Below are 24018 nucleotides of genomic sequence, written 5' to 3' on the forward strand. Positions count from 1 at the left end.
CTGGCGCCGATGCTCGACCCAGCGAAGGTTCCCAGCATCGACCAGAGCAAGCTGCCGACCTCGCCGCCGCAGAATCTGGACCCGAGCTATCTCAAGGACCTGCTGAAAGCGGTCCAGTCGCAGGGTGTGAGCACTAACCCCGCATTGCAGTCGCTCGCCTGATCGGCGGGCGTACGGCGGGTCATCCGCCTAGCGGTCTAGCGGTTGACCTCGGTGACCGGGTGCAAGTAGGGCAGTTCGTCGGCAGGCAACGGGAAGACCACGTCGCCGAAGGGCGACAGGGCGCCGGTCCGGTCGGTTGCGAGTTCACTCACGGCGTGGTCGTCGGGGTTGGTCGTCGGCCAACCGTTGTCGACGTAACGGGTCTTCTGCGCCTTCTTGTCAGCCACGCGGTCCATTCTGACAGGTCGGGTGCGGCAACGCTGGCATTGCCCTCCCTCTGCCGGAAAGGGTCACTCGCTCGGCTGCTTTACGCTGGTCAGCAATGACCGAACACACCCCGGGCATCCCGCTGGGGTCTTGGCTGGCCGAGTTGCCCGACGACCGGTTGATCCGACTGCTCGAGCTGCGCCCCGACCTGGCCCAACCGCCGCCGGGCAGTATCGCCGCGCTGGCCGCCCGCGCCCAGGCTCGCCAGTCGCTGAAGGCCGCCACCGACGAGCTGGACTTCCTGCGGCTGGCGGTCATCGACGCGCTGCTGGTGCTCCAGGCCGACGCGGCGCCGGTGCCGGTCGCCAAGCTGCTCACGCTGATCGGCGACCGGGCCCCCGAAGCCGACGTTCTCGACGCGCTCGAGGACCTGAGAGAACGCGCACTGATCTGGGGGGACGTCGATGTCCGGGTGACCTCCGACGCCGGCGGCGGTCTGCCCTGGTACGTCGGGCAGGTGACGCTGGAAGACGCGAGCCAGAGCGCCGAGCAGATCGCCGAGCTGATCGACGGTCTCGACGATCCGCAACGCGAGCTGCTGGACCGATTGCTGGAGGGCTCGCCGCTGGGGCGGACCCGCGACGCCGCGCCCGGTGCTCCGGCGGATCGCCCTGTGCCACAACTGATTGCGATCGGACTGCTGCGCCGAGTTGACGCGGACACGGTGATCCTGCCTCGTCACGTCGGTCAGGTGATGCGCGGCGAGCAACCCGGGCCGGTGCGCCTGGCCGCCCCCGATCCGGTGGTGGCCACCACGACGCCTGCTGACGCGGACGCAGCAGCCGCCGGCGCGATCATCGACCTGCTCCGCGAACTCGATCTGCTCATCGAATCACTCAGCGCCGCACCGATTTCCGAGCTTCGCAGCGGAGGCCTCGGCGTGCGTGAGGTTCGCCGTCTGGCGAAGATCACCGGTGTCGAAGAAGCGCGCCTGGGGTTGGTCCTGGAATTGGCCGCCGCTGCGGGGCTGATCGCCAGCGGCCTTCCTGATCCGCTACCGAGTGTGGGCGACCCGCCCTACTGGGCCCCGACCGTGGCCGCCGACCGCTTCACCGAGGCCCCCATCGCCGAACGCTGGCATTTGCTCGCCGCCACCTGGCTCGACTTGGCGGCGCGGCCGGCATTGATCGGGACCCGGGGGCCCGACGCCAAACCCTATGCCGCACTGTCTGATTCGCTGTACTCGACGGCCGCTCCGCTGGATCGCCGTCTGCTGCTGAGCATGCTGGCCGAACTACCGCCGGGCGCGGGCGTCGACAAGGACACTGCGTCGGCGGCGTTGATTTGGCGGCGCCCCCGGTGGGCCAAGCGGCTACAGCCCGCACCCGTGGCCGACCTCCTGGAGGAGGCTCGGCAGCTGGGTCTGGTCGGCCGCGGGGCACTCAGTACACCGGGCCGCGTCTTCATCGCCGACACCGGCGAGACCGAGGCCATCGCCGCGATGGCCCGCGCGCTGCCCACCCCGATCGATCACTTTCTGGTGCAGGCCGACCTGACCGTGGTGGTGCCCGGGCCGCTGGAACGCCATCTGGCGGAGGAGCTTTCGACGGTCGCCGCGGTCGAGTCCGCCGGCACCGCGATGGTGTACCGGGTCAGCGAGCCCTCGATCCGGCATGCCCTCGACGTCGGCAAGACCGCCGACGAGCTGCACACCCTGTTTTATAAGCATTCCAAAACGCCTGTGCCGCAGGGGCTGACGTACCTGATCGACGACGTCGCACGACGGCACGGGCAGCTGCGGATCGGCATGGCCTCCTCGTTCGTCCGATGCGAGGACCCGACGCTGCTGACCCAGGCCGCGGCCGCCGCCGAACACCTCGGACTGCGGGTGCTGGCGCCGACCGTGGCGATCTCGCAGGCGCCGATCAACGACGTGCTGACGGCGCTGCAGGACGCCGGCTTCGCCCCGGCCGCCGAGGACGCCAGCGGGACCATCGTCGACATCAGGGCGCGGGGGGCCCGGGTCCCCACGCCCCAGCGTTACCGTTCGCACCGGCCGGTGCCACAACCCAGCAGCGAAACGTTGAGCGCAGTAGTCGCGGTCCTGCGGAAGGTGACCACCGCCCCGTTCGACAGTGTGCGCATCGATCCAGCGGTAGCCATGTCGCTGCTGCAAAAGGCGGCACGTGAAAGGGACACCGTGCTGATCAAGTATGTCGACGCCGCCGGCGTGGCCACGCAGCGGGTGGTGTCGCCGATCGCGGTGCGAGGCGGGCAACTGGTCGCATTCGATTCGGCGTCCAGCAGCGCCCGTGACTTCGCCATCCACCGCATCACGTCGGTGATGACTGCCGACGAAGACTAGCTGTCACCCCGATCCGGATAATGGACTCCTATGACTGACGGACCCCTGATCGTGCAGTCCGACAAGACAGTGCTGCTGGAAGTCGACCACGAGCTCGCCGGCGCGGCGCGCGCCGCCATCGCACCGTTCGCTGAACTGGAGCGGGCACCCGAACACGTGCACACGTATCGGATCACTCCGCTGGCCTTGTGGAATGCCCGCGCCGCGGGCCACGACGCCGAACAGGTCGTCGATGCCCTGGTCAGCTTTTCCCGGTACGCGGTTCCGCAGCCGCTGCTGGTCGACATCGTCGACACGATGGCCCGCTACGGCCGGTTGCAGCTGGTGAAAAGTCCGGCACACGGATTGACCCTGGTGAGTCTGGACCGCGCCGTGCTCGAAGAAGTGTTGCGTCACAAGAAGATTGCCCCGATGCTGGGCGCCCGCATCGACGACGACACCGTGGTCGTGCACCCCAGCGAGCGCGGCCGGGTCAAACAGATGCTGCTCAAGATCGGCTGGCCCGCGGAGGATTTGGCCGGTTACGTCGACGGCGAGGCGCATCCGATCGCCCTGCGGCAGGACGGGTGGCAGCTGCGCGACTACCAGGAGATGGCGGCCGACTCGTTCTGGTCGGGCGGCTCCGGGGTCGTGGTGCTGCCCTGTGGTGCGGGCAAGACGCTGGTGGGTGCGGCCGCGATGGCGAAGGCCAGTGCGACGACGCTGATCCTGGTCACCAACACCGTCGCGGGACGGCAGTGGAAGCGCGAGCTGATCGCGCGGACGTCGTTGACCGAGGAAGAGATTGGTGAGTACTCCGGGGAACGCAAGGAGATTCGGCCGGTCACCATCGCGACCTATCAAGTGATCACCCGACGCACCAAGGGCGAGTATCGCCACCTCGAGTTGTTCGACAGCCGCGACTGGGGATTGATCGTCTATGACGAGGTGCACCTGCTGCCGGCGCCGGTGTTCCGGATGACGGCCGATCTGCAGTCGAGGCGACGGCTCGGGCTCACCGCGACGCTGATCCGCGAGGACGGGCGCGAGGGCGACGTGTTCTCGTTGATCGGGCCGAAGCGCTACGACGCGCCGTGGAAGGACATCGAAGCGCAGGGCTGGATCGCGCCGGCGGAATGCATCGAGGTGCGGGTCACGATGACCGACAACGAGCGGATGATCTACGCCACCGCCGAGCCCGAGGAGCGCTACAAGCTCTGCTCGACCGCGCACTCCAAGATCGCGGTGGTCAAGTCGATTCTGGACAAGCACCCGGACGAGCCGACGTTGGTGATCGGCGCCTACCTGGATCAGCTCGAAGAGTTGGGCAACGTGTTGGGCGCGCCGGTCATTCAGGGCTCGACCAAGACGGCCGAGCGCGAGGAACTGTTCGACGCGTTCCGGCGTGGCGACGTGACCACCCTGGTGGTATCCAAGGTCGCCAACTTCTCCATCGACCTCCCGGAAGCCGCTGTGGCGGTGCAGGTTTCGGGAACTTTCGGGTCACGACAGGAAGAAGCGCAACGGTTGGGCCGGCTGCTGCGGCCCAAAGCCGACGGAGGCGGCGCGGTGTTCTACTCCGTGGTCGCCCGCGACAGCCTGGACGCGGAGTACGCCGCACACCGGCAACGCTTCCTGGCCGAGCAGGGCTACGGCTATGTGATCCGCGACGCCGACGACCTGCTGGGCCCGGCCATATAGAAAGGGCTTACAGCGACAGGATGGTCGCGGACGCGGTGCCGGGAGCGCCGTAAACCTGGGCCAGGCCGACGCGCGGGTTGCCCGGCACCTGACGCTCACCGGCCTCGCCGCGCAACTGCCGGACCAGCTCGTGCACCTGGCGTAGGCCCGACGCGCCGATCGGTTCGCCGTTGGCGATCAGCCCGCCGTCGGTGTTGACCGGGATCGACCCGCGGATCTCGGTGGCGCCGTCGGCCAGCAGCTTCTCCTGCTCGCCGTCGGCGCACAGCCCAGTCTCGGCCATGTGGATCACCTCGGCGCCCGCGTCGGTGTCCTGCAGCTGCGCGATGTCGACGTCTTCGGGTCCAATGCCTGCAGCCTCGTAGGCGGCTTTGGCGGCGTACACCGTCGGTGAGACGTCTTCGTCCAGCGGGGCGAAAGTAGCGTGTACCTCGTACGCGCCGAAGGTCCGGGTGCGAATCTCGCTGGCGCGCACATACACCGGCTTGTCGGTGAACTTGTGCGCGATGTCCGCACGACACATCACCACCGCGGCCGCACCCTCGTCGGGCGCGCAGAACATGTACTGCGTCAGCGGGTAGTTCAGCACGGTCGAGTTGAGGATTTGCTCCTCCGACATCGGCTTGCGGCGGAACGCGTTCGGGTTGATCGCGCCGTTGCGGAAATTCTTCGCGGCGACCTTGGCCAGGGTGGCCTGGGAGATGTTGTGGTCGTGGAGGTACTTGTTGGCCTTCATCCCGAAGAACTTGGTGGTGACGAACTGACCGTTGTTGGCGTACCACTGCGGCAACGCCAGCTTGGCGGGGTCGTCGGTGAACGCACCACGCGGGTTTGTCCAACCCGATCGCGATACCGATGTCGTACTTCCCCAGCCGAATGGTGTCCGCGGTCTGCTGAATAGCGCTGGCCGCGGTGGCGCACGCATTGAAGACGTTGGTGAACGTGATACCGGTCAGCCCGACCAGCCGAGTCACCGCGTCCGGGTTGGACACCTCATGGCTGCCGCCGAAGCCGAACTGGATGTCCTTCCAGTCCACCTTGGCGTCGGCCAGTGCGGATTGGATGGCTTCGGCGCCCATCTGCATGGCGGTCTTGTCGAACCTGCCGAACGGGTGCAGGCCGACACCGATGATCGCGACGTCATTGGACATCTCAGGCTCCTCTAGACGGGCTGGAACGCGAACGTGACGATCTCGTTGCCGTCAGCGTCGGTGGTGAAGGGGATCATCGTCAGCTCGACCTCCTGGCCGAACTTCAGTTTGGCCGGGTCGTTTTCGGTCAACCGGCCTTCGACACGGATGACGTCGCCGAGCTGGACCAGGCCCACGCCGAACGGCACGAAGTCGTCACCGGTCGGTCCGGCGTAGGGGGCACCGGGCGGGAATCCCTGGGTGGTCCAGGCGATCAATGTTCCACTCCGCGGCAGTTTGACCTCGACCATGGACGCGTGGCTGCATCGCGGGCACAGGTCCTGCACCGGGAACGTGGTCGCGCTGCAGTCGCCGCACTGGCTTCCGATCAGCTGGGGGTGATCGTCGGGCCAGGTAGAGATGCTGGGATCGATTGCCTTCTGCATTGAGGGATCCTCCGTCAACCGCCGATCTGATAATGCGCTCACCGAACGGTACAACAGCATTCCGCAAAATCGGAAACCGCATTCTCATTCTTGCTCGCGGAGGCGCCCGAATTCGCCCAATGGGTCGAACGTAGGTTCAACGGTGTGCCGGCAAGCGCGCAGCGCGAAGCGACGACCACGAGGAGATGACTATGACGGTGACGGTGACCCTTGAGCTCCGATTCAAGCCCGAAGAGGTTGCCGCGGGGCGCGAGCTGATGGGTCGGACGCTGGAAGTCACTCGGGCATTCGAGGGCAACGTTCGTACCTACACCTTGGTCGACGCGGACGACGAAGCGCATTGGCTGATCTACGAAATATGGGAGAGCGTCGAAGCGGACGACGCCTACCGCGCGTTTCGCGCCGGTGAGGGCAAGGTGACCCAGCTGCCTCCGCTGCTGGCCGCTCCCCCGGTGAAGACCCGCTACGTCGACAGCGACATTTAGCTCAGCGCCGGAATGACCTGGCGCTCAAAGAGTTCGATCCCCGAGCGGTCGTACGCGGCCTCGGGGAAATAACAGATCACGTACTCGCAACCCAGGTCGCGCAGCTTCTGCAGCCGCTCGATGACCTGCTCCGGGGTGCCGGCGGCCGAATCGGGTCCGCTGGTACTGCCGATCATCGAGTCGGCCGCTGATTCCGGGACGTAGCCGACCAGGCGGTCGCGGACGCGCTGCACGCGCTCTTTGACGCCGTGCTGGTCTTCGTCGACGATCGCGTTGACGTTGATCGACCGGACGATCGCGTCGAAGTCGGTGCCCACGTCACGGCAATGGCCGGCAAGCACCTCCGACTTGTGCTTGAAACCCTCCGGCTCGCCGGTGAAGTTGGTGTACTGCGCGTATTTCGCGGCGATGCGCAGCGTCTTCTGCTCACCACCACCGGCGATCCACAGCGGAATTCCATTGTCCTGCAGCGGCTTAGGCTCGACGATCGCGCCGTCGACCTGATAGTGCTTACCCTCGAAGGTCACTTTGCCGTCGCGCCAGGCGTCACGCATGATCTGGACACCCTCGTCGAGACGTCCCAGTCGCACGCCGGCGGACGGAAAGCCGTACCCGTAAGCCTTCCACTCATGCTCGTACCAGCCACCGCCGATGCCCATCTGGATCCGGCCGCCGGAGATGATGTCCGCCGTCGCAGCAACTTTGGCGAGGTAGGCCGGGTTGCGGTAGCTCATCGCCGTGCACATCTGCCCGAGCTTGATCCGCGACGTGGTGGCCGCGTAAGCCGACATCAACGACCACGCCTCGTGGGTCGCCTCGCCGGTTGGCATTGGCACGGTGTGGAAGTGGTCGTACACCCAGACCGAGTCCCACGCGCTGCCATCGGCGTAGGCGGCCAGCTCTCGCATCACCGCCCAGTGCTTCTCGACCTCGATATCGACCAGGTCCAATCGCCAACCCTGCGGGATGAAGAATCCGAAGCGCATAGCCTAGGACCTTAGCCCGACGACAGGTGGCCCGATTACGCGGCGGCGCTCAAGTAGCGAGTCACATCGTCGCTCGCCGAGGCGGTGTCCGATGTGCCCGCCTCACAGCGACAACCGCAGTCGATGTCGTACCGGCGTGCGACGTTTCGGTGATGATTCTCAGCGGTACCAATTTGCGCTATGTGCTGACTTTCCATCTAGCGAACCAGGGTCCGGCGACCGTCAGCGAGTTAATCAAAGGCCTCCGCCACCACGGTTTCTCCGTCAAGGGTCGGCCATCCAAAACCATTTCCGACGCGCTGCGCTGGGAGATCGAGCACGGGCGAGTACACCGACTCGCGCGTGGTCGATACGGCCCGGCCTACATTCCGCGTTCGACCGATTACCGGATCCATCGCCGGGTGCTGTCGCTGCGATCGGCAGTTGTCGCTGAGAGGCGGGCACAAGTGTGACAACTCCGGACCGGCCTACATTGGACCCATGGCTTCCAAGCACACGCTGTTTCGGATCTTCTACCGCATCGGCTTCACGCCATGGGACGGTCATCCGATCGCCGACAACCTTCAGGCCCTCGTCGAAGAGCTGCCCGCCGGCAAAGCCCTAGATCTCGGGTGCGGCACCGGGGACGCGTCGATCTATCTCGCGCAACACGGCTGGACCGTCACCGGCGTCGACTTCGTGCCGCAGGCCCTCGACAAGGCGCGGGCCAAGGCCGACGCGGCCAAGGCCTCGGTCGACTTCGTCAAAGCCGACGTCACGCAGCTGAGCCAGGAGGGTATCGGCGCCGATTTCCAGCTGATCGTGGATAACGGCTGCCTGCACAACATGAGCGACGGTGACCGGGACGCCTACGTCCGCGAAGTCAGCGCGGTGGCCGCACCCGGTGCGCGCCTGTTGATCGTCGCGTTCCTGCCGGGTGGCCGCTTCGGTGTGCGCGGCGTCCAGCCCGCCGAGATGGAACGACGATTCACCGCCGACTGGACGCAATTGTCGACCGGAAGCGAGCGCGAACTCGACCAAGAGCAAACGCCCGCGAAGTACTACATGTACGAACGCAAGACGCGATAACGGCGCCGGCTCATGCGTACCGCGACCCGGGACGCACGATCATCAGCACCACCACCGCGGCCCACAACAGGTTGAAAACACCGGCCAGCATGTGCAGGCTGCGCATCCGGGCGCCTGCGTCGGCGTGCGCCAAGGCATACCGCTGCCGCGGCAGGATCTGGAAGGCGAGGACGCCTCCGGCAACCGCGGTGAGGCCGATCGATACAAGGATCCATATTTCGGCCAAGCGGCCCTGCACCACCGCAAGCGCCAGTCCGAAAATTGGAACTACCAGCGCCAACAAGGCATAGACCCGAGTCACGCGGTGCAGCAGCTGCGCGGCATCACCGGCGGCCCACGCATACCGGGGAAAGAGGCTGGTGGCCACGGCCACCGGACCGACAAACACGATGGCGGCCATGACGTGCGCGGCAAGCAGGAGAGGCTTCATACCTTCAGTTTAACTGAAGGTATCTCCGGTCGCGATAGCACGCGCCAGATAGGCGCGCAGCGCCTCGGTCAACTCAGGGTGCCGCGCCGCGAATTCGGTGTCCAAGCCCACCACGACCTCGCGAGCGCGCGCCAGCAACGACTCACCCTCAGCCGTCACCCGCAGTGTCGACGCGGACCCGGCGTGCGCGGTTCCGTCGTCGACGAGACCGGCATCGACGAAAGCGGCCACCGCGGTGTGCGCGCTCTGCACGGTGATGCGCGACCGCCGGGCCAGTTCGCTGAACGAAATGCCCGGCGTTCCGCGAATATGCCCCAGCAGCCCGTACTTTCGGGTCGTCAACCCCAGTGGCTTGAGGGCTTCGGCGAACGCCGCGTCCCACACCCGGCTCACCGTCAACAACGTGACGGTCGGGCTGAACGGCGGCGGCTCGGGCATGGGGGCAGGCTACCCGCCGGGCACATCCGCCAACGCAAAAGCCCCTGAAACCGTTGGGCTCCAGGGGCTTTCGCGTGCTCGGCGTTACGTCAACGACGGCGGCGGCAGGAAGCGGTCACCGTAGCGGGCAGCCAGCTCGCGAGCCCGCGCCACGAAGGCTTCCTTGCCGATACCGTGCGCACCCTCGTACCCGACGATGAACTGCGCGCTACCACCGGTGTACGGCGGGAAGCCGATGCCCATGATCGAGCCGATGTTCGCGTCGGCCGTCGACGTGAGAACGCCTTCGTCCAGGCACTTCTGGGTTTCCAATGCCTCGGCGAACAGCATCCGGTCGATCATGTCCTGCAGCGGCAGCTCAGTCGAGCCGGACTTGAACGTCTCCCGCAGACCCGGCCACAACCGGGTCCGCTTGCCGTCGACGTATTCGTAGAAGCCGGCACCCTTGAGACGGCTGGGCCGCTCGAGCTCGATCATCTTCTCGACGACCGCCTCAGCCGGGTGCGGCTCGTACGTCCCGCCGGCATCCTCGATGCCCTTGCGGCTCGCGACCGCGATCTTGTGCATCAGCTCCAAGTTGAGCTCGTCGGACAGCTGCAGCGGCGGCGCCGGGTAACCGGCCTGCGAACCGGCGTGCTCGATGCTGGCCGGCTCGACGCCCTCGCCCAGCATCGCCAGCGCCTCGTTCACGAAGGTGCCGATGACGCGGCTGGTGAAGAAGCCACGGCTGTCGTTGACGACGATCGGGGTCTTGCCGATGGCCAGCGTGTAGTCGAACACCCGGGCTAGCGCCTCGTCAGAAGTCTTCTCGCCCTTGATGATTTCGACCAGCGGCATCTTGTCGACCGGCGAGAAGAAGTGGATACCGATGAAGTCCTCTTGGCGCTTCACGCCGCTCGCCAGCCCAGTGATCGGCAGCGTCGAGGTGTTCGAACCGAGCAGCGCGTTGGGTTCGACGATGTCCTCGATCTCCTGGAACACCTTGTGCTTGAGGTCCTGGTTCTCGAAGACCGCCTCGACCACGAAGTCGACGCCCTTCAAAGCCTCTGGGTCGGCGGCCGGCGTGATCCGGTCCAGCAGCGCCTTGGACTTCTCTTCGGTGGTCTTACCCCGCTCAATTGCCTTGGCCTCAAGCTTTTCCGAGTATGCCTTGCCCTTCTGCGCGGCCTCGATGCTGACGTCCTTGAGCACCACGTCGTAGCCGGCCTTGGCCGACACGTAGGCAATGCCGGCGCCCATCATGCCCGCGCCCAGCACACCGATCTTGTTGATCTTGACCGGCGCGATGCCGTCGGGACGCGATCCGCCGCCGTTGATGTGCTGCAGGTCCAGGAAGAACGCCTGGATCATGTTCTTGGCGACCTGACCGGTGACCAGCTGGGTGAAGTAGCGGCTCTCGATCCGGCTCGCGGTGTCGAAGTCCACCTGCGCGCCCTCGACGGCCGCGTCCAGGATGGCCCGCGGCGCCGGCATCGGCGCACCCTTCAGCTGCTTCTTCAGCAGGGCCGGGAACGACGGCAGGACGGCGGCCAACGCAGGGCTGGACGGGGTCCCGCCGGGCATCTTGTAGCCCTTCTTGTCCCACGGCTGGGTATAAGAGTCCTGATTGTCCTTGACCCCTTTTATCCAAGCCTTGGCGGCGGGCACCAATTCCTCGACGCTGCCGACGATTTCGTCGACCAGGCCGATCTCCTTGGCCTTGTCGGCCTTGAACCGCGTGCCCTGGGACAGGATGTTCATGAACGCGTTCTGGATACCGAACATCCGCACGGTGCGGGTCACGCCGCCGCCGCCGGGCAACAGGCCCAGGGTCACCTCGGGCAGGCCGACGACCAGGCCTTTGACGTCGGCGGCGATGCGGTGGTGACAGGCCAGCGCGATCTCCAGGCCGCCGCCGAGTGCGGCGCCGTTGATGGCGGCCACCACCGGCTTGCCGAGGGTTTCCAGCGCGCGCAGGTCACGCTTGACGCCCTCGACGGTGTCGAACGCCTCGCCGGCGTTCTCCGGGCCGAGCTTGATCATGCCCTTGAGGTCGCCGCCCGCGAAGAAGGTCTTCTTCGCGCTGGTGATCACCACGCCGGTGATCGAATCCTTCTCGGCGACAAGGCGTTCGACAGCGTTGTGCATCGACTCGCTGTAGTGCTCGTTCATCACGTTGGCCGACCCGGTGGGGTCGTCGAGGGTCAACGTGACGATGCCGTCGGCATCCTTGTCCCAGTGAATGGTGTTCTCTGCCATGGTCTTAAACCCTCTCGATGATGGTGGCGACACCCATGCCGCCGCCGATGCACAGCGTGATCAGCGCGCGGCGCGCGTTGCGGCGCTCCAGCTCGTCGACCATGGTTCCGGTGATCATGGCGCCGGTGGCACCCAGCGGGTGTCCCATCGCGATGGCGCCGCCGTTGACGTTGAGCTTCTCGTCCGGGATGTGCAGGTCCTTCTGGAACTTCAGCACGACGGAGGCGAAGGCCTCGTTGAGCTCGAACAGGTCGATGTCGTCGACCGTCAAGCCGGCGCGGTGCAGCACTTTCTGGGTGGCCGGGGTCGGGCCGGTGAGCATGATGACCGGGTCCGAGCCGCTGGTGGCGGTGGCCACGATGCGCGCCCGCGGGGTCAGGCCCTGCGACTTGCCGGCCGCCTCCGAGCCGACCAGCACCAGCGCGGCGCCGTCGACGATGCCCGAGCTGTTACCACCGGTGTGGACGTGGTTGATCTTCTCGACGGCGTGGTACTTGGTCAGCGCCACGTCGTCGAAGCCACCCATTTGGCCGATGCCGTCGAACGCGGTCTTGAGCTGGCCCAGGCCCTCCAGCGTGGTGTCGGGGCGCATGTGCTCGTCGTGGTCGAGGATGGTCAGCCCGTTCTGGTCGCGAACCGGCACAACCGATTTCGCGAAGTAGCCACCCGACCACGCCGCGGCCGCCTTCTCCTGCGAGCGCAGCGCGTAGCGGTCGACGTCCTCGCGGGAAAAGCCCTCGATGGTGGCGATCAGGTCGGCGCCGATGCCCTGCGGGACGAAGCCGATCGAGTAGTTGGTCTCGGGGTCGGTCGCCCAGGCGCCGCCGTCGGAACCCATCGGAACGCGGCTCATCGACTCGACGCCACCGGCGAGCACCAGGTCGTCCCAGCCGGAGCGAACTTTCTGCGCGGCGGTGTTGACGGCTTCCAGACCCGAGGCGCAGAACCGGTTGAGCTGCACGCCACCGGTGGTCTCGGGCAGTCCGGCGGCCAGAACCGCAGTGCGGGCGATGTCGCCGCCCTGGTCGCCGACCGGCGACACCACGCCCAGGATCATGTCGCTGATCAAGGTCTCGTCCAGGTCGGGGAAGCGCCGGCGCAGTTCGTCGACCAGACCGACGACCAGGTTCAGCGGCTTGACCTCGTTCAGCGAGCCTTTGCGCTGCTTGCCGCGCGGCGTGCGGATGGCCTCATAGATGAAGGCTTCTTCGGACATGACTGATTCCTCTTCACGATTGATTTTCGATCCGTGCGCCGGATCGGCCGTTGGCGACGGTAGTCCTCTGGCCGCCACCCTAACAAAGTGCCCGGCCAACCTGTTGGTTGGGAGGGCCTACCCTACGCTGATCACCCATGACGGTGTCGCGACTGCAACCGTATGCAACCACGGTGTTCGCCGAGATGTCGGCGCTGGCCGCCCGGGTCGGCGCGGTCAACCTGGGCCAGGGTTTTCCCGACGAGGACGGCCCGCCGGCGATGCTCAAGGCCGCCCAGGACGCCATCGCCGACGGCGTCAACCAGTACCCGCCGGGGATCGGCATTCCCGCGCTGCGAGAGGCGGTCGCCGCGCAACGGAAGCGGAAATACGGCGTCGACTACGACCCGACGACCGAGGTATTGGTGACCGTCGGCGCTACCGAGGCCATCGCGGCCGCCGTGTTCGGTCTGGTCGAGCCCGGCTCCGAGGTGATCCTGATCCAGCCGTTCTACGACTCCTACTCCCCGGTGGTGGCGATGGCCGGCGCCACGCGAGTGGTCGTGCCACTGGTGCCCGACGGCCGCGACTTCACACTCGACGTCGACGCACTGCGACGGGCGGTCACGCCACGCACCCGGGCGTTGATGCTGAACTCGCCGCACAACCCGACCGGCACCGTGCTGAGCGCGACCGAACTGGCGGCGGTCGCCGAGGCCGCTATCGCGGCCGACCTTCTGGTCATCACCGACGAGGTGTACGAGCATCTGGTCTTCGACGGCCGGCGGCATTTACCACTGGCCGGCTTCGACGGGATGGCCGAGCGCACCATCACAATCTCCAGTGCGGCGAAGATGTTCAACTGCACCGGCTGGAAGATCGGATGGGCTTGCGGGCCAGCGCAACTCATCCAGGGCGTGCGGGCGGCCAAGCAGTACCTGAGCTACGTCGGGGGTGCGCCGTTTCAACCGGCGGTGGCCGACGCCCTCAACAACGAGGACGCCTGGGTGGACGCGCTGCGAGACTCGTTGCAGGACAGGCGGAATCGCCTCAGCCGCGGGCTCACCGAGATCGGCTTCAGGGTCCTGAACAGCGCGGGCACCTACTTCCTGTGCGCCGATCCACGGCCGCTGGGGTATTACGACAGCACCGCGTTCTGCGCGGCGCTACCCGAACAGGTCGGGGTGGCCGCGATCCCGATGACGGCATTCTGCGATCCCGCCGCCGCCGACTGGGCTACCTGGAATCACTTGGTGCGCTTCACGTTCTGCAAGCGCGACGACACGCTCGACGAGGCGATCAGCCGGCTTGCGCAACTAAGGCCATGACCTTGCGTCGCAGTCCCTCGGTCGCGGCGTAGAGGACCTTTCGGCGCGCCCGGTTCACCAGGAACTCGGGTATCGGCGCCGACGGCTCGAGCGTGATCTCGAAGCGCACCCGCGTCCGGTCCTCGGTTTCGCGCTGCATCGTGTACTCCACGTGCTGCGCGTGCTGCTGCAACGTTTTGTGGGCGTCCCACACCAGCCAGTCGGGTCCCCAGTGGTATTCGAGCACCTCGGTGTCGACGATGCCGGAGACCCGGACGGTGACCTTCACATGATGGGGGCGGCCGTCGGGATAGCAATCAATGATTGCGGCCCGCTTGTGCACCGACGACCAGGACGGCACCGAGCCGACATCGGCCAGCGCCTCCAGAATCACATCCGGTGGCGCATCGATGACAACCTCACGCGATGCTTGTACGGCCACTACTAGCAAACTAGCAACGCCACCGCATTCGCGGAGCCTACTGTTGGAATATGCAGCAACTGAGTTGGACCGACGACATGGTGCTGCGAGCGGAAACGCCGGCAACGCCACTGCAAATTCAGCTGCTGCTGATCTATGACCCGGCGTCCGCGCCCGGCGGCGCAGTGACGTTCAAAGGCATCCTCGAGGAACTCGACGCCCGGCTGCATCTCGCGGATATCTTTCGGCGGCGCCTGACCGAGACGCCTGTTGGGCTCGATCGGCCGTACTGGACCGACGATCCGAACTTCGATCTCGAGTACCACGTCCGTCACATCGGGCTGCCGCAACCCGGCGACTGGCGACAGCTGTGCATCCAGGTCGCGCGGCTGCACGGCCGCCCGATCGACCTGCGCCGCCCGCCGTGGGAGATCACCGTCATCGAGGGGCTGAACTCTGTTCCCGGAGTGCCGAAGGGCTCCTTCGCGATGGCGTTGAAAATGCACCACTGCGCGGTCGACGGCATGGCCAGCGTGCAGATGATCGCCGCGTTGCACGACCTCGCCGCAGACAGCCCACGACCGGCGCCGCCCGATCAGCCGTGGCAGCCCGCCCCGCTGCCGACCACTGCAAACTTGTTGTCGCGCACGGCAATCAAGGCGGCGCTGTATCCCGTACGGGCGGGCGCGGTCCTCGCGTCGCACGCCCCTAAAGCTGCAGTCGGACTGGCGGGGCTGCCGAAGAAGTTGATCAACAGCGTGTCCAGAATCCCCGAACTCAGCGCGCCGTCGTTTCCACCGAAGACGCGTTTCAACCAAACCGTCTCGCCGCACCGGGTTTTCGAGGCCCGGTTCCACGACCTCGTCGACTTCAAACGGATCAAGGCGCGCGTGCCTGGATCGACGGTCAACGATGTGGCGCTGGCCTACGTCGGCGGCACGCTTCGCCACTACCTGGATCGGCACGGGGAACTTCCCGACGAGTCGCTCGTTGCGGCCTGCCCGATGTCACTGCGCCCAGCCGACGAAGCCACCCATGGGAACGCGCTGTTCGGGCGGTTGCAATCGCTCGGCACCGACATCGCCGACCCGCTCGTTCGGCTTGCCACCATCGCCGAGTCGACGGCGGGAAGCCGGTCGGGACCGGACCGTTCGGTGCACACCCAATTGATCGAGCTGGCTGGGACGGTGCCCACCGCACTGCTCGGAGTGGCGGCGAAGGCGGCGAGCGCGTTTCCGTTTTCGGGGCCGAACCTCGCCAACACCACCGTGACCAACGTGCCGGGCCCACCCGTGCCGCTCTATTTCTGCGGGGCGCAACTTCTGCGCGCGGCCGGGCTCGGACCGTTGACCGGTGGAATGAACCTCATTCACGTCGTCGCGAGCTACAACGGAACGCTGTCGATCAGCGCTACCGCGGATCGCGACGCGCTACCGGACCCAGCGACCTACGCCGAATGCATGGAACGCGCTTTCTCCGAACTGCTCTCCATCGCAGAGAGCGAGTGACGGGATTCGAACCCGTGTGTACGGCTTTGCAGGCCGCTGCCTAGCCGCTCAGCCACACCCGCATGAGGACCTACCGTGCCAGCACCACCCGTTGGCCGGCCACGGTTTTACTCGGCGCGATCTCTACTTCGGTTGTTCTGAGCCGAAACTGGCCATCACCTGATCACGAAGACCCTTGGTCGCGGCGTCGAGCACGATCTCGCTCGCCCGCCGGACGACGAACGCCGGCACTGGGCCCGACGGCTCGACGGTGATGTCGAACCGCACCCGGGTTCGGTCGACGCCGACCGGCTGGAGGTTGTATTCGACGTGCTGTCCGCGCTGCTGGAAGGTGTCGCCGGCATCCCAGACCACCCAGTTGGGGCCCCAGTGGTATTCCAGGATCTCGTTGTCGACGAGCCCGAAAATCTTGATGGTGGCTTTCACATGATGCGGGCGACCATCGGAGTACCAGTCCAGCACCTGAATCCGCTTGTGCACCGGCGACCATGTCGACAGCGACCCGACGTCAGCCAACGCCTCCAGGATCACCCCCGGCGGCGCATCGATGACAATCTCTCGGGATGCTTGTACAGCCACTAACGACCAAGCTAGCAACCAGGGGCTGATTACCAGCCGATTTCGTCGAGCAGAGTGGTCGCCTGCGGTATCGGCCCAACCGACGCGGGCGGAGTTCTGGAGAACCGGGGTGCGGGCGCGGCCTGGTCGACGCCGTGCGCGTTGACGACCGTGGCGCGTGCGGTGAGGTGCGGGTCGACGGCGGCTTCGCTCCAGGTCAGCACCGGAGTCACACATGCGTCGGTGCCGTCGAAGATCTTCGCCCATTCGTCGCGGGTCTTGCTCGCGAAACGCTCGGTAAAAGCGTCGAACATCGTTGAGTAGGCACCGATTTCGAATTGACCCGGCACGTCGTCGGGCGAGAGCTCCAGTCCGGCCAGCAGCGCCGCGAAAAACTGCGGCTCGATGGCGCCGACGGCCATGTATTTCCCGTCGGAGGTTTCGTAGCAGCGATAAAACGGGGCGCCACCGTCGAGCAGAAACGATTCGCGCTCGTCGCGCAGCGCACCAGTCGACTTCATGGTCCACATCATCTGCGCGAGCATGCTGACGCCGTCGACCATCGCCGCGTCGATCACCTGGCCGCTGCCCGAGCGCTCACGCTCGTAGAGCGCGGCGACGATGCCTAGCAGGACGAACATCGAGCCGCCGCCGAAATCGGCGACCAGGTTCAGCGGCGGCATCGGCGGCCGGTCGCGGTGCCCCAACGCCGACAGCGCCCCGGTCTGCGACAGGTAGTTGATGTCGTGGCCGGCCGTGCTGGCCCGCGGCCCGTCCTGCCCCCAGCCGGTGATGCGCGCGAAGATCAGCCGCGGGTTGACCGCCGCGCAGTCGTCGGGCCCGATGCCGAGACGCTCGCACGTGCCGGGGCGAAAGCAGTCCAGCAGCACGTCGGCCTTGGCGGCCAACGCGAGCAGTTTCTGCGGATCGGCTTTGACGTCCAGGTCCACGATCCGCTTGCCGCGGTGCAGCAGGTCGAGATTCTCCGCAGGCATCGTCAGGCCGCCCGGTCGGCGAACCCGCACGACGTCGGCGCCCAGATCGGCCAGCATCATCGCCGCGTGCGGGCCAGGGCCGATGCCGCCGAGTTCGATCACGCGTACCCCGGCAAGCGGCCCGGTCAAGCGTTGCCCTTCTTCACTTTCAGCACCTGATCGCGCAGGCCTTTGGTGCCGGTGTCGACCGTTCCTTTGATGGCTCGCTTGATCACGAACCCGGGCAGCGGCACCACGGGGTCGACACTGAGCTCGAAGGTGACCTTGGTCTTGTCGCCGTCGGGCGTCAACGTGTACGACGCGTCCTGCGAGCGCTGCTGACCGGAGCTGACCAGCGTCCAGCTGACCTTGTTCTTACCCCACGTGTACGCCACCACTTGTTCGTCGGTGATGCCCGCGGCCTTCACCTTCATCTTCACTTTCAGCGGCCGCCCGTCCTTGTCCTTCTCGAGAACCTCGGCGCTTTGGTGTGGCGGCGACCAGCTGGTGACCGAGTCCATGTCGCCGATCACGTCGAGGATCTCCTCGGGGGATGCCTCGATGACGATTTCACGGGTTTCGTTGATTGCCATGACTTCGACGTTAGCGAGACAGCACCGCGCGGAGGGCGGTTTCGACGGCACACGCGTAGCGTCGACGCCGTGACTGCTGCTTCGTACACCGTCGGCGACTACCTACTGGACCGTCTGGCGGAACTCGGCGTCACCGAGGTGTTCGGTGTGCCCGGTGACTACAACCTGGAATTCCTCGACCACATCGTCGCCCACCCGAAGCTCCGCTGGGTCGGCAACGCCAACGAACTCAACGCCGGGTATGCCGCAGACGGATACGGCCGGCTGCGCGGAATGTCAGCTGTGGTAACGACGTTCGGTGTCGGCGAGCTGTCGGCGGCCAACGCCGTCGCGGGCAGCTACGCCGAGCATGTGCCGGTGGTGCACATCGTCGGTGGGCCGTCGAAGGACGCCCAGGGCACCCGTCGGGCGCTGCATCATTCATTGGGCGACGGCGACTTCGAGCACTTCCTGCGAATCAGCCGCGAAATCACCTGTGCGCAAGCCAATCTCATGCCCGCCACCGCCACCCGGGAGATCGACCGGGTGCTCTGCGAGGTCCGCGAGCAACGCCGGCCGGGCTACCTGCTGTTGTCCACCGACGTGGCGCGCTTCGAGACCGAGCCGCCGAACGCACCGCTGCCGCATTTCAGCGGCGGGACCAGCCCGCGGGCGCTGGCGTTATTCACCGAAGCCGCAAGCGCACTCATCGGCGACCACCAGCTGACCGTGCTTGCCGACCTGCTCGTCCACCGACTGAATGCCGTCGACAAACTCGAGACGCTACTGGCCGCCGACGTCGTGCCGCACGCGACGCTGATGTGGGGCAAAAGTCTGGTCGACGAGAGCGCGCCGGAATACCTCGGCATCTACGCCGGTGCAGCCAGCGCCCAACCGGTCCGCGCCGCGATCGAAGAAGCCCCCGTGCTCGTCACGGCGGGCGTGGTGTTCACCGACATGGTGAGCGGATTCTTCAGCCAGCGCATCGACCCGACCCGGACCATCGATATCGGCGCACAGCAGAGCACGGTCGGGCTCGACGTGTTCGCGCCGTTGGAGATGGGCGCAGCGCTCGACGCGCTCACCGCGATCCTTACCGAGCGGGGCATCCGCTCGCCCGCGGTGACGGTGTCGGCCGACGACGCGCCGGCCGACAGGCCGGGCCGCGCTCAGCCGCTGAACCAGAAGGTGTTGTGGGACAGGTTCTGTGACGCGCTGACCCCCGGCAACATCGTCCTCGCCGATCAGGGCACCTCGTTTTACGGCATGGCCACCCACCGGCTGCCCAAGGGTGTCACGTTCATCGGTCAACCACTATGGGGCTCAATCGGATACACGCTGCCGGCCACCCTGGGCGCGGGTCTGGCCGAACGCGATCGACGACCGGTGCTGCTGATCGGAGACGGCGCCGCGCAGCTGACCGTTCAGGAGTTGGGCAACTTCTCCCGTGAAGGCTTGTCACCGGTCGTGGTGGTGGTCAACAACGACGGCTACACGATCGAGCGGATGATCCACGGAAAGACCGCGCCCTATAACGACATTGCACGGTGGAGCTGGGCCGATATTCCCAACGCGCTCGGTGTGACGAACCATCTGACGTTCCGGGCCGAGACCTACGGCGAACTCGATGATGCATTCGTCGCAGCGGCGGAACACCAGGACCGGATGGTGCTGATCGAGGCGGTGGTGCCGCGTCTCGACATCCCCGACCTGTTGACCGATCTGGTCGCACCGACGTCGGCGGACGGCAGCCCGCGGCGATAACTCAGCCGTTACGGTCACCGCTCGGCGTGCCGAGCAGTTTGCGCAAAGTGCGGCGGCAGCGGCCGCAGTCTGCGCCCGCCCCGCACGCCGTCGCGATCTGGTTGGTCGTCGACGCTCCTCCGGCGATGGCGTCGGCCACCACTTGGCTGGTGATCCCGTTGCACAGGCAGACGAACACGAACGGCCGCCTACTCGTCGATCCGCATCATGTCAAAGAACGTGCCGACGAACACCGGCGGATACGCTCCCCTTCCGGCGCCGTCGATCCAGGGCGCCGCCGCGTCGGGGTGGTCGATCCAGCGCCGTGCCTGGTCCTCGTCGTCGAGTTCCTGCAGAATCATCACTTCGTGGCTGTCGTCGAAGGCCTGGAACAGCCGGGTCTCCCGGATACCGGCGGCCGCGAATCTCGGTAGCGCGCTGCGGATTTCGTGCGTCAGGACGGGCACGTTGTCGACCGCCGACATCGCAGCGACCACGACGCCCGGTGCGGATTGTTCCGAACGCGCCCCCGACCCGAACCGCTCGACGATCTCACCCGCGAAGACGGCCGGGATGTCGTCGACGCCGACCGCGTCGAACCATTCGAAGAACACCCGCGAGCGCAGCAGCTCCACGATCGGCTCCCGGCTGCGCACGCCGATCGTCACGAGGACACGGCCATGGTCATGCGTCGAGGTGTACAGCAGCACGTGGTGCGCACCGATGTCGGCGAGGGCGGATCTGCGGCGGGTGAGCAACGGCCAGACCTGGTCGGGATCCGGCACGCGGTAGTCGGAGGCGATCACCAGCGAATGCGAGTGTGGGTCGTCTGCGCTCACCGGAGTTGGTCCTTCATCACCTTTCCCGTGGCATTCAAGGGCAGACGCGAGAGAAACTCGACGTATCGCGGCGCCTTGAATCCCGCCATCCGCTCACGGCACCACGACATCAGATCAGCTTCGGACACTGATGTTTTCAGCACCACAAAGGCCTTCCCCACCTGACCTAGCCGCTCGTCGGGCACGCCGATCACGGCGACCTGGGCAACCGCCGGGTGCTCCAGCATAAAGCCCTCGATCTCGGCCGGGTACGCATTGAACCCGCCAACGATGAACATGTCCTTTTTACGCCCGTCGATCTTCAACCGGCCGGTCTTGTCGAAATTGCCCAAATCTCCGGTGTGCAGCCAGCCGTCGTCGTCGATGGCCGCAGCCGTGGCCTGTGGATCGTCGAGATAGCCCTGCATGACACCGTAACCGCGCACCAGCACCTCGCCGTCCTCGGCAATGCGCACCTCCACGTCCTCGCAGGGCAAACCCGCGGTGGTGGCGACGTCCTCGAAGGAATCACCCGGCCGCGACAACGTGACGTTGCCGGCTTCGGTGAGGCCATAGCCGGTCATCAACGTCTCGAAGGGCAGTTCGTCGTGAATGCGCCGAACCAACTCGACCGGGATGTCGGCCGCGCCCGTCACGCCGGCCCGCAACGTCGCCAGCTTGGCCTTGTCGTCAACGGTCAGCAACGAATGATAGAGGGTAGGGGGTCCAGGCAACATCGAGATACGTTCACGCTCAATCACATCCACGACAGTGTCGACGTCGAATACCGCCAGCGGCAGCATGGTCGCGCCGCGCAGGAACGAGGCGATCAGGCCCGCCTTCAACCCGAACGTGTGGAAGTACGGGTTGATCATCAGGTAGCGGTCGCCCTCGCGAAGGTCCGCGAGCGTTGCCCATTCCTCGTACATCCGCAGTGTCTGGCGATGGTTCATCATCGCGCCCTTAGGGCGACCCGTCGTGCCCGAGGTGAAGATGATGTCGGAGATGTCGCCGCCGTCGACCGGACGCTCGAAAGGCGAACCGCTGGACAGGAACTCGGATGTCAGGTCGATGACCGGGGTTCCGGCGGGTGCCGGGTAGTCCTGGTCGAGGAATCCCTTCTGCACCAGAACGGCTTTCGCCTGACTGCGGGTGATGATGTCGCCGGCCTCGTCGGGTTTGAAGCGCGTGTTCACCGGCACCAGCACGCCGCCGGCGGTCAGCACCCCGAACGCGGCGACGATCCAGGCCGCCGAGTTCGGCGCCCAGATAGCCACCCGGTCGCCCTTGTCGATGCCGAGGTCAGCGAATGCGCCTGCGGCGCAACGAATCCGATCAACAAGCTCACGAAATGTCAAGCGCAGCGGACCGTCGACAACAGCTTCCGCGTCGCCGAAGCGGTCCGCCGCGCTCGCGACCATCTCGGGGATGGTCTGCCACGGTGGGCTAATGGGTCACACCGTGACGAGCCGACCGAGGTTGCCGCCCATGATCTTTGCCTGGTCTTCCGGCTTCAGGTGCGACAGCGCCTCGATGTAGTACGTCGGCTCCGCCAGCCCCTCAGGATGCGGCCAGTCCGATCCGTACAGCACCTGGTCGACACCGACGAGGTTGACCAGGTCATCGATGCCGTCCTCGAAAAACGGGCTGACGTGAATCCGGCTCTTGACCATCTCGACCGGGTCGCTCGGGAACGCCTCCGGAGCCTTCCGGAAGACCTCGGCGAGACCGTCGAGCAGCGGGGTCATCCACTTCGAACCGGCCTCGACGATCGCGACCTTCAGCTTCGGGTGCCGGTAGAGCGCACCGTGGATGACCCACGAGCCCACCGAGTCCTGGATCGGCCGCCACTCGTTGAGGATGCCCATCGCGTTGGTCTGGAACGGCAGCATCTCCTGGTCGGCGCCGTCCCACTCGGAGGTGTAGCGCGAGTAGCCGCTGTCGCTGGAGTGCATGCCGACCAGCACGTCGTGCTCGACGACCCGCTCCCAGAACGGGTCGAACTCGGGCACCGCGAACGACCGCGGACCGCGGAATCCGGGGACAGGTGCCGGGCGGACCAGGATGGCTCGGGCGCCACGCTTGACCGCCCACTCCAGTTCCTCGATCGCCTTCTCGACAATCGGCAGGGTGATGACGGGCGTGGTGAAGATTCGGTTCTGGTAGTTGAAGCCCCAGACCTCGTCCAACCATTCGTTCAGCGCGTGGACCAGCACATGGATGGCCAGCGGGTCGTCACGCAACCGCTCTTCCAGCAGGCTGGCCAACGTCGGGAACATCAGGGTGCGGTCGAGGCCCAGCTCGTTCATCGTCTCGAGCCGGGGGCCGGGCTCGAAGAACGCCGGGATCGCGCGCATCGGCTCACCGAACAGCTCACGCTTGGTCTTGCCGTCCGGATTGCCGTACTTGAAGTACTCCTCCCAGGCGCCCGGCCGGGCTACGACCTCGAAGGTCGGGTTGGGAATGTAGTTGCTGATCTGCCCGCGGATGGCGATCTTGGTACGGCCATTGACCTGCACGTACTGGACGTAGTCCTTGTACTCCTTGGGCAGGAACTTGGTCAGCGCCTCCGGCGGCTCGTAGAGATGGTTGTCCGCGTCAAAGATCGGGAACGGAACGTCCACCTTGTGCGACAGCTGCCCCATGAAATCCTCCTTCACATTTTGTGAGAATGATATTCTCACACCCAGGCTACCGCAATGCCCTCACCCCTGTAGACGTCCATCCGGCAGGAATATTGCGCATTGACTCCTGGGCCACAGTGCCAGACGCTAGGGTCATGAGGAGGGTGGTGGCGCAGTCATTCTCCGTTCAGGAGAACGCCAATATCGTCGGGCCGACCGACCGGAGGTGCGAATGACAACCGTCGGTAAGACCGCGCTGGCCGTGGCGTTGGCGGCGGTGGCGACCAGCGGTGCGACGCTGACCGCGGCACCGTCCAGGGCCGACGATCCTGTCATGCACAACGTCAGGTATGTCATCACCTCGGCCAGCCCGATTTGGGCCGACATCTACTACCTGGATCAGCAACCGGCGAAATACTCCGACTACAGCCACAACCCGTACCAGTACACCCCCAACGTCCAGGCCGACGTCGGACCCGGCCACCCATGGACGTCGCCCCCGGTAATGCTCACCGACCCCGACCACTACGCGATGGTGGTGGTCAGCACCGGTACCGAGCCGGGCACGCCGATGTTCCACTGCGCACTGGTGGTCGACGGCGTGGTCGTGAAATCCAACGACGGACCCAAGGGCACGCTCTGCTCGCTGCGTACCTGGTGAGT

24 protein-coding genes, 1 tRNA gene and 1 pseudogene are annotated in these 24018 nt (G+C 66.1%); 9 read left to right on the top strand and 17 right to left on the bottom strand.

Annotated elements, in window-relative coordinates; genetic code table 11:
- Window positions 1–197: 197 nt before the first annotated feature.
- Window positions 198–398 carry a hypothetical protein gene (locus tag A5658_RS21035; RefSeq protein WP_067339701.1) on the bottom strand — a complete coding sequence of 67 codons (201 nt, stop codon included), beginning with the start codon at window positions 396–398 and terminating at the stop codon, window positions 198–200.
- 86 nt (window positions 399–484) lie between these two features.
- On the opposite strand from A5658_RS21035, the gene A5658_RS21040 reads away from it, so the two are divergent.
- Together A5658_RS21040 and A5658_RS21045 are read left to right on the top strand one after the other, a co-directional pair.
- On the top strand, window positions 485–2734 hold the full coding sequence (locus A5658_RS21040) for a helicase-associated domain-containing protein (RefSeq protein ID WP_067339703.1): 2250 nt from the start codon (window positions 485–487) through the stop codon (window positions 2732–2734).
- Between the two features lie 30 nt (window positions 2735–2764).
- Window positions 2765–4414 (top strand): DNA repair helicase XPB, encoded by a 1650-nt coding sequence (locus tag A5658_RS21045; RefSeq protein WP_067339707.1) that lies wholly within the window; start codon window positions 2765–2767, stop codon window positions 4412–4414.
- Between the two features lie 7 nt (window positions 4415–4421).
- Here A5658_RS21045 and A5658_RS21050 read toward each other — a convergent pair.
- Window positions 4422–5565, bottom strand: a pseudogene (locus tag A5658_RS21050) (thiolase family protein).
- 11 nt (window positions 5566–5576) lie between these two features.
- Entirely contained in the window at window positions 5577–5990 is a 414-nt protein-coding gene (locus A5658_RS21055; RefSeq protein WP_067339709.1) for a Zn-ribbon domain-containing OB-fold protein, read from the bottom strand.
- Window positions 5991–6181: 191 nt separating this feature from the next.
- Between A5658_RS21055 and A5658_RS21060 the strand changes: the two genes are divergently transcribed.
- The gene (locus A5658_RS21060; RefSeq protein WP_067339712.1) at window positions 6182–6475 is read left to right on the top strand and encodes a putative quinol monooxygenase; all 294 of its coding nucleotides are present in this window, start codon (window positions 6182–6184) and stop codon (window positions 6473–6475) included.
- Here the strand turns inward: A5658_RS21060 and A5658_RS21065 are convergent.
- The gene (locus A5658_RS21065; protein ID WP_067339714.1) at window positions 6472–7461 is read right to left on the bottom strand and encodes an LLM class F420-dependent oxidoreductase; all 990 of its coding nucleotides are present in this window, start codon (window positions 7459–7461) and stop codon (window positions 6472–6474) included. The two genes, A5658_RS21060 and A5658_RS21065, sit on opposite strands and share 4 nt — an antisense overlap.
- A gap of 152 nt (window positions 7462–7613) precedes the next feature.
- Here A5658_RS21065 and A5658_RS28960 point away from each other — a divergent pair, with 152 nt between their 5' ends.
- Together A5658_RS28960 and A5658_RS21075 are read left to right on the top strand one after the other, a co-directional pair.
- The gene (locus A5658_RS28960) at window positions 7614–7913 is read left to right on the top strand and encodes a hypothetical protein (RefSeq protein ID WP_067339716.1); all 300 of its coding nucleotides are present in this window, start codon (window positions 7614–7616) and stop codon (window positions 7911–7913) included.
- A gap of 28 nt (window positions 7914–7941) precedes the next feature.
- Window positions 7942–8529: a class I SAM-dependent methyltransferase gene (locus A5658_RS21075; protein ID WP_067339718.1), complete on the top strand. Its 588-nt coding sequence runs from the start codon at window positions 7942–7944 to the stop codon at window positions 8527–8529.
- 10 nt (window positions 8530–8539) lie between these two features.
- Here the strand turns inward: A5658_RS21075 and A5658_RS21080 are convergent, their stop codons facing one another.
- From A5658_RS21080 to A5658_RS21095, 4 genes are all read right to left on the bottom strand, one after another.
- Window positions 8540–8959 carry a hypothetical protein gene (locus A5658_RS21080; RefSeq protein WP_067339721.1) on the bottom strand — a complete coding sequence of 140 codons (420 nt, stop codon included), beginning with the start codon at window positions 8957–8959 and terminating at the stop codon, window positions 8540–8542.
- 9 nt (window positions 8960–8968) lie between these two features.
- Complete coding sequence (locus A5658_RS21085; protein WP_067339724.1) at window positions 8969–9397, bottom strand: MarR family winged helix-turn-helix transcriptional regulator; 429 nt, start codon at window positions 9395–9397, stop codon at window positions 8969–8971.
- Window positions 9398–9481: 84 nt separating this feature from the next.
- The gene (locus tag A5658_RS21090; RefSeq protein ID WP_067339726.1) at window positions 9482–11635 is read right to left on the bottom strand and encodes a 3-hydroxyacyl-CoA dehydrogenase NAD-binding domain-containing protein; all 2154 of its coding nucleotides are present in this window, start codon (window positions 11633–11635) and stop codon (window positions 9482–9484) included.
- 4 nt (window positions 11636–11639) lie between these two features.
- Entirely contained in the window at window positions 11640–12851 is a 1212-nt protein-coding gene (locus A5658_RS21095; protein WP_067339729.1) for an acetyl-CoA C-acetyltransferase, read from the bottom strand.
- Between the two features lie 137 nt (window positions 12852–12988).
- Here A5658_RS21095 and A5658_RS21100 point away from each other — a divergent pair, with 137 nt between their 5' ends.
- On the top strand, window positions 12989–14158 hold the full coding sequence (locus A5658_RS21100; protein WP_067339731.1) for a pyridoxal phosphate-dependent aminotransferase: 1170 nt from the start codon (window positions 12989–12991) through the stop codon (window positions 14156–14158).
- Here A5658_RS21100 and A5658_RS21105 read toward each other — a convergent pair.
- Window positions 14130–14579 carry an SRPBCC family protein gene (locus A5658_RS21105; protein ID WP_067339734.1) on the bottom strand — a complete coding sequence of 150 codons (450 nt, stop codon included), beginning with the start codon at window positions 14577–14579 and terminating at the stop codon, window positions 14130–14132. The two genes, A5658_RS21100 and A5658_RS21105, sit on opposite strands and share 29 nt — an antisense overlap.
- Window positions 14580–14629: 50 nt before the next feature.
- Here A5658_RS21105 and A5658_RS21110 point away from each other — a divergent pair, with 50 nt between their 5' ends.
- Window positions 14630–16066 (top strand): wax ester/triacylglycerol synthase family O-acyltransferase, encoded by a 1437-nt coding sequence (locus A5658_RS21110; protein ID WP_067339737.1) that lies wholly within the window; start codon window positions 14630–14632, stop codon window positions 16064–16066.
- Here A5658_RS21110 and A5658_RS21115 read toward each other — a convergent pair.
- The 4 genes from A5658_RS21115 to A5658_RS21130 all read right to left on the bottom strand — a co-directional run bounded on the left by A5658_RS21115 (window position 16058) and on the right by A5658_RS21130 (window position 18191).
- Window positions 16058–16128, bottom strand: a tRNA-Cys gene (locus A5658_RS21115). The two genes, A5658_RS21110 and A5658_RS21115, sit on opposite strands and share 9 nt — an antisense overlap.
- A gap of 61 nt (window positions 16129–16189) precedes the next feature.
- Entirely contained in the window at window positions 16190–16645 is a 456-nt protein-coding gene (locus A5658_RS21120) for an SRPBCC family protein (RefSeq protein WP_082993332.1), read from the bottom strand.
- A 29-nt stretch (window positions 16646–16674) separates the two neighbouring features.
- On the bottom strand, window positions 16675–17748 hold the full coding sequence (locus tag A5658_RS21125; RefSeq protein ID WP_067339739.1) for a CaiB/BaiF CoA-transferase family protein: 1074 nt from the start codon (window positions 17746–17748) through the stop codon (window positions 16675–16677).
- On the bottom strand, window positions 17745–18191 hold the full coding sequence (locus A5658_RS21130; protein ID WP_067339742.1) for an SRPBCC family protein: 447 nt from the start codon (window positions 18189–18191) through the stop codon (window positions 17745–17747). The genes A5658_RS21125 and A5658_RS21130 overlap by 4 nt, the downstream gene beginning before the upstream one ends.
- Window positions 18192–18260: 69 nt before the next feature.
- Here A5658_RS21130 and A5658_RS21135 point away from each other — a divergent pair, with 69 nt between their 5' ends.
- A complete protein-coding gene (locus tag A5658_RS21135; protein WP_067339745.1) occupies window positions 18261–19934 on the top strand; it encodes an alpha-keto acid decarboxylase family protein in 1674 nt (557 codons plus the stop codon).
- Between the two features lies 1 nt (window position 19935).
- Here A5658_RS21135 and A5658_RS21140 read toward each other — a convergent pair whose 3' ends face one another.
- Genes A5658_RS21140 through A5658_RS21155 form a run of 4 tightly spaced genes read right to left on the bottom strand, consistent with a single transcriptional unit; the run spans window position 19936 to window position 23376 of the window.
- On the bottom strand, window positions 19936–20112 hold the full coding sequence (locus A5658_RS21140; protein ID WP_067339747.1) for a bacterioferritin-associated ferredoxin: 177 nt from the start codon (window positions 20110–20112) through the stop codon (window positions 19936–19938).
- Window positions 20113–20122: 10 nt separating this feature from the next.
- Window positions 20123–20752 carry a fatty-acid--CoA ligase gene (locus A5658_RS21145; RefSeq protein WP_067339749.1) on the bottom strand — a complete coding sequence of 210 codons (630 nt, stop codon included), beginning with the start codon at window positions 20750–20752 and terminating at the stop codon, window positions 20123–20125.
- The gene (locus A5658_RS21150; RefSeq protein WP_067339751.1) at window positions 20749–22152 is read right to left on the bottom strand and encodes a FadD3 family acyl-CoA ligase; all 1404 of its coding nucleotides are present in this window, start codon (window positions 22150–22152) and stop codon (window positions 20749–20751) included. Before A5658_RS21150 ends, A5658_RS21145 begins: the two co-directional genes overlap by 4 nt.
- 33 nt (window positions 22153–22185) lie before the next feature.
- A complete protein-coding gene (locus A5658_RS21155; protein ID WP_067340125.1) occupies window positions 22186–23376 on the bottom strand; it encodes an amidohydrolase family protein in 1191 nt (396 codons plus the stop codon).
- Window positions 23377–23587: 211 nt separating this feature from the next.
- Here A5658_RS21155 and A5658_RS21160 point away from each other — a divergent pair, with 211 nt between their 5' ends.
- Window positions 23588–24016 (top strand): hypothetical protein, encoded by a 429-nt coding sequence (locus A5658_RS21160; RefSeq protein ID WP_067339753.1) that lies wholly within the window; start codon window positions 23588–23590, stop codon window positions 24014–24016.
- The last annotated feature ends 2 nt before the right edge of the window (window positions 24017–24018 follow it).

Source organism: Mycobacterium sp. 1245111.1 (assembly GCF_001673405.1).
Classification (GTDB): domain Bacteria; phylum Actinomycetota; class Actinomycetes; order Mycobacteriales; family Mycobacteriaceae; genus Mycobacterium.

What these genes read in the sequence shown, in the direction of transcription:
- A5658_RS21040 (WP_067339703.1), top strand. Translation starts at nt 485, where the DNA reads ATGACCGAACACACCCCGGGCATCCCGCTGGGGTCTTGGCTGGCCGAG.
- A5658_RS21160 (WP_067339753.1), top strand. Translation starts at nt 23,588, where the DNA reads ATGACAACCGTCGGTAAGACCGCGCTGGCCGTGGCGTTGGCGGCGGTG.
- A5658_RS21110 (WP_067339737.1), top strand. Translation starts at nt 14,630, where the DNA reads ATGCAGCAACTGAGTTGGACCGACGACATGGTGCTGCGAGCGGAAACG.
- A5658_RS21155 (WP_067340125.1), bottom strand. Translation starts at nt 23,376, where the DNA reads ATGGGGCAGCTGTCGCACAAGGTGGACGTTCCGTTCCCGATCTTTGAC.
- A5658_RS21085 (WP_067339724.1), bottom strand. Translation starts at nt 9,397, where the DNA reads ATGCCCGAGCCGCCGCCGTTCAGCCCGACCGTCACGTTGTTGACGGTG.
- A5658_RS28960 (WP_067339716.1), top strand. Translation starts at nt 7,614, where the DNA reads ATGATTCTCAGCGGTACCAATTTGCGCTATGTGCTGACTTTCCATCTA.
- A5658_RS21080 (WP_067339721.1), bottom strand. Translation starts at nt 8,959, where the DNA reads ATGAAGCCTCTCCTGCTTGCCGCGCACGTCATGGCCGCCATCGTGTTT.
- A5658_RS21045 (WP_067339707.1), top strand. Translation starts at nt 2,765, where the DNA reads ATGACTGACGGACCCCTGATCGTGCAGTCCGACAAGACAGTGCTGCTG.
- A5658_RS21150 (WP_067339751.1), bottom strand. Translation starts at nt 22,152, where the DNA reads ATGGTCGCGAGCGCGGCGGACCGCTTCGGCGACGCGGAAGCTGTTGTC.
- A5658_RS21055 (WP_067339709.1), bottom strand. Translation starts at nt 5,990, where the DNA reads ATGCAGAAGGCAATCGATCCCAGCATCTCTACCTGGCCCGACGATCAC.
- A5658_RS21060 (WP_067339712.1), top strand. Translation starts at nt 6,182, where the DNA reads ATGACGGTGACGGTGACCCTTGAGCTCCGATTCAAGCCCGAAGAGGTT.
- A5658_RS21095 (WP_067339729.1), bottom strand. Translation starts at nt 12,851, where the DNA reads ATGTCCGAAGAAGCCTTCATCTATGAGGCCATCCGCACGCCGCGCGGC.
- A5658_RS21100 (WP_067339731.1), top strand. Translation starts at nt 12,989, where the DNA reads ATGACGGTGTCGCGACTGCAACCGTATGCAACCACGGTGTTCGCCGAG.
- A5658_RS21065 (WP_067339714.1), bottom strand. Translation starts at nt 7,461, where the DNA reads ATGCGCTTCGGATTCTTCATCCCGCAGGGTTGGCGATTGGACCTGGTC.
- A5658_RS21090 (WP_067339726.1), bottom strand. Translation starts at nt 11,635, where the DNA reads ATGGCAGAGAACACCATTCACTGGGACAAGGATGCCGACGGCATCGTC.
- A5658_RS21035 (WP_067339701.1), bottom strand. Translation starts at nt 398, where the DNA reads ATGGACCGCGTGGCTGACAAGAAGGCGCAGAAGACCCGTTACGTCGAC.
- A5658_RS21130 (WP_067339742.1), bottom strand. Translation starts at nt 18,191, where the DNA reads ATGGCAATCAACGAAACCCGTGAAATCGTCATCGAGGCATCCCCCGAG.
- A5658_RS21075 (WP_067339718.1), top strand. Translation starts at nt 7,942, where the DNA reads ATGGCTTCCAAGCACACGCTGTTTCGGATCTTCTACCGCATCGGCTTC.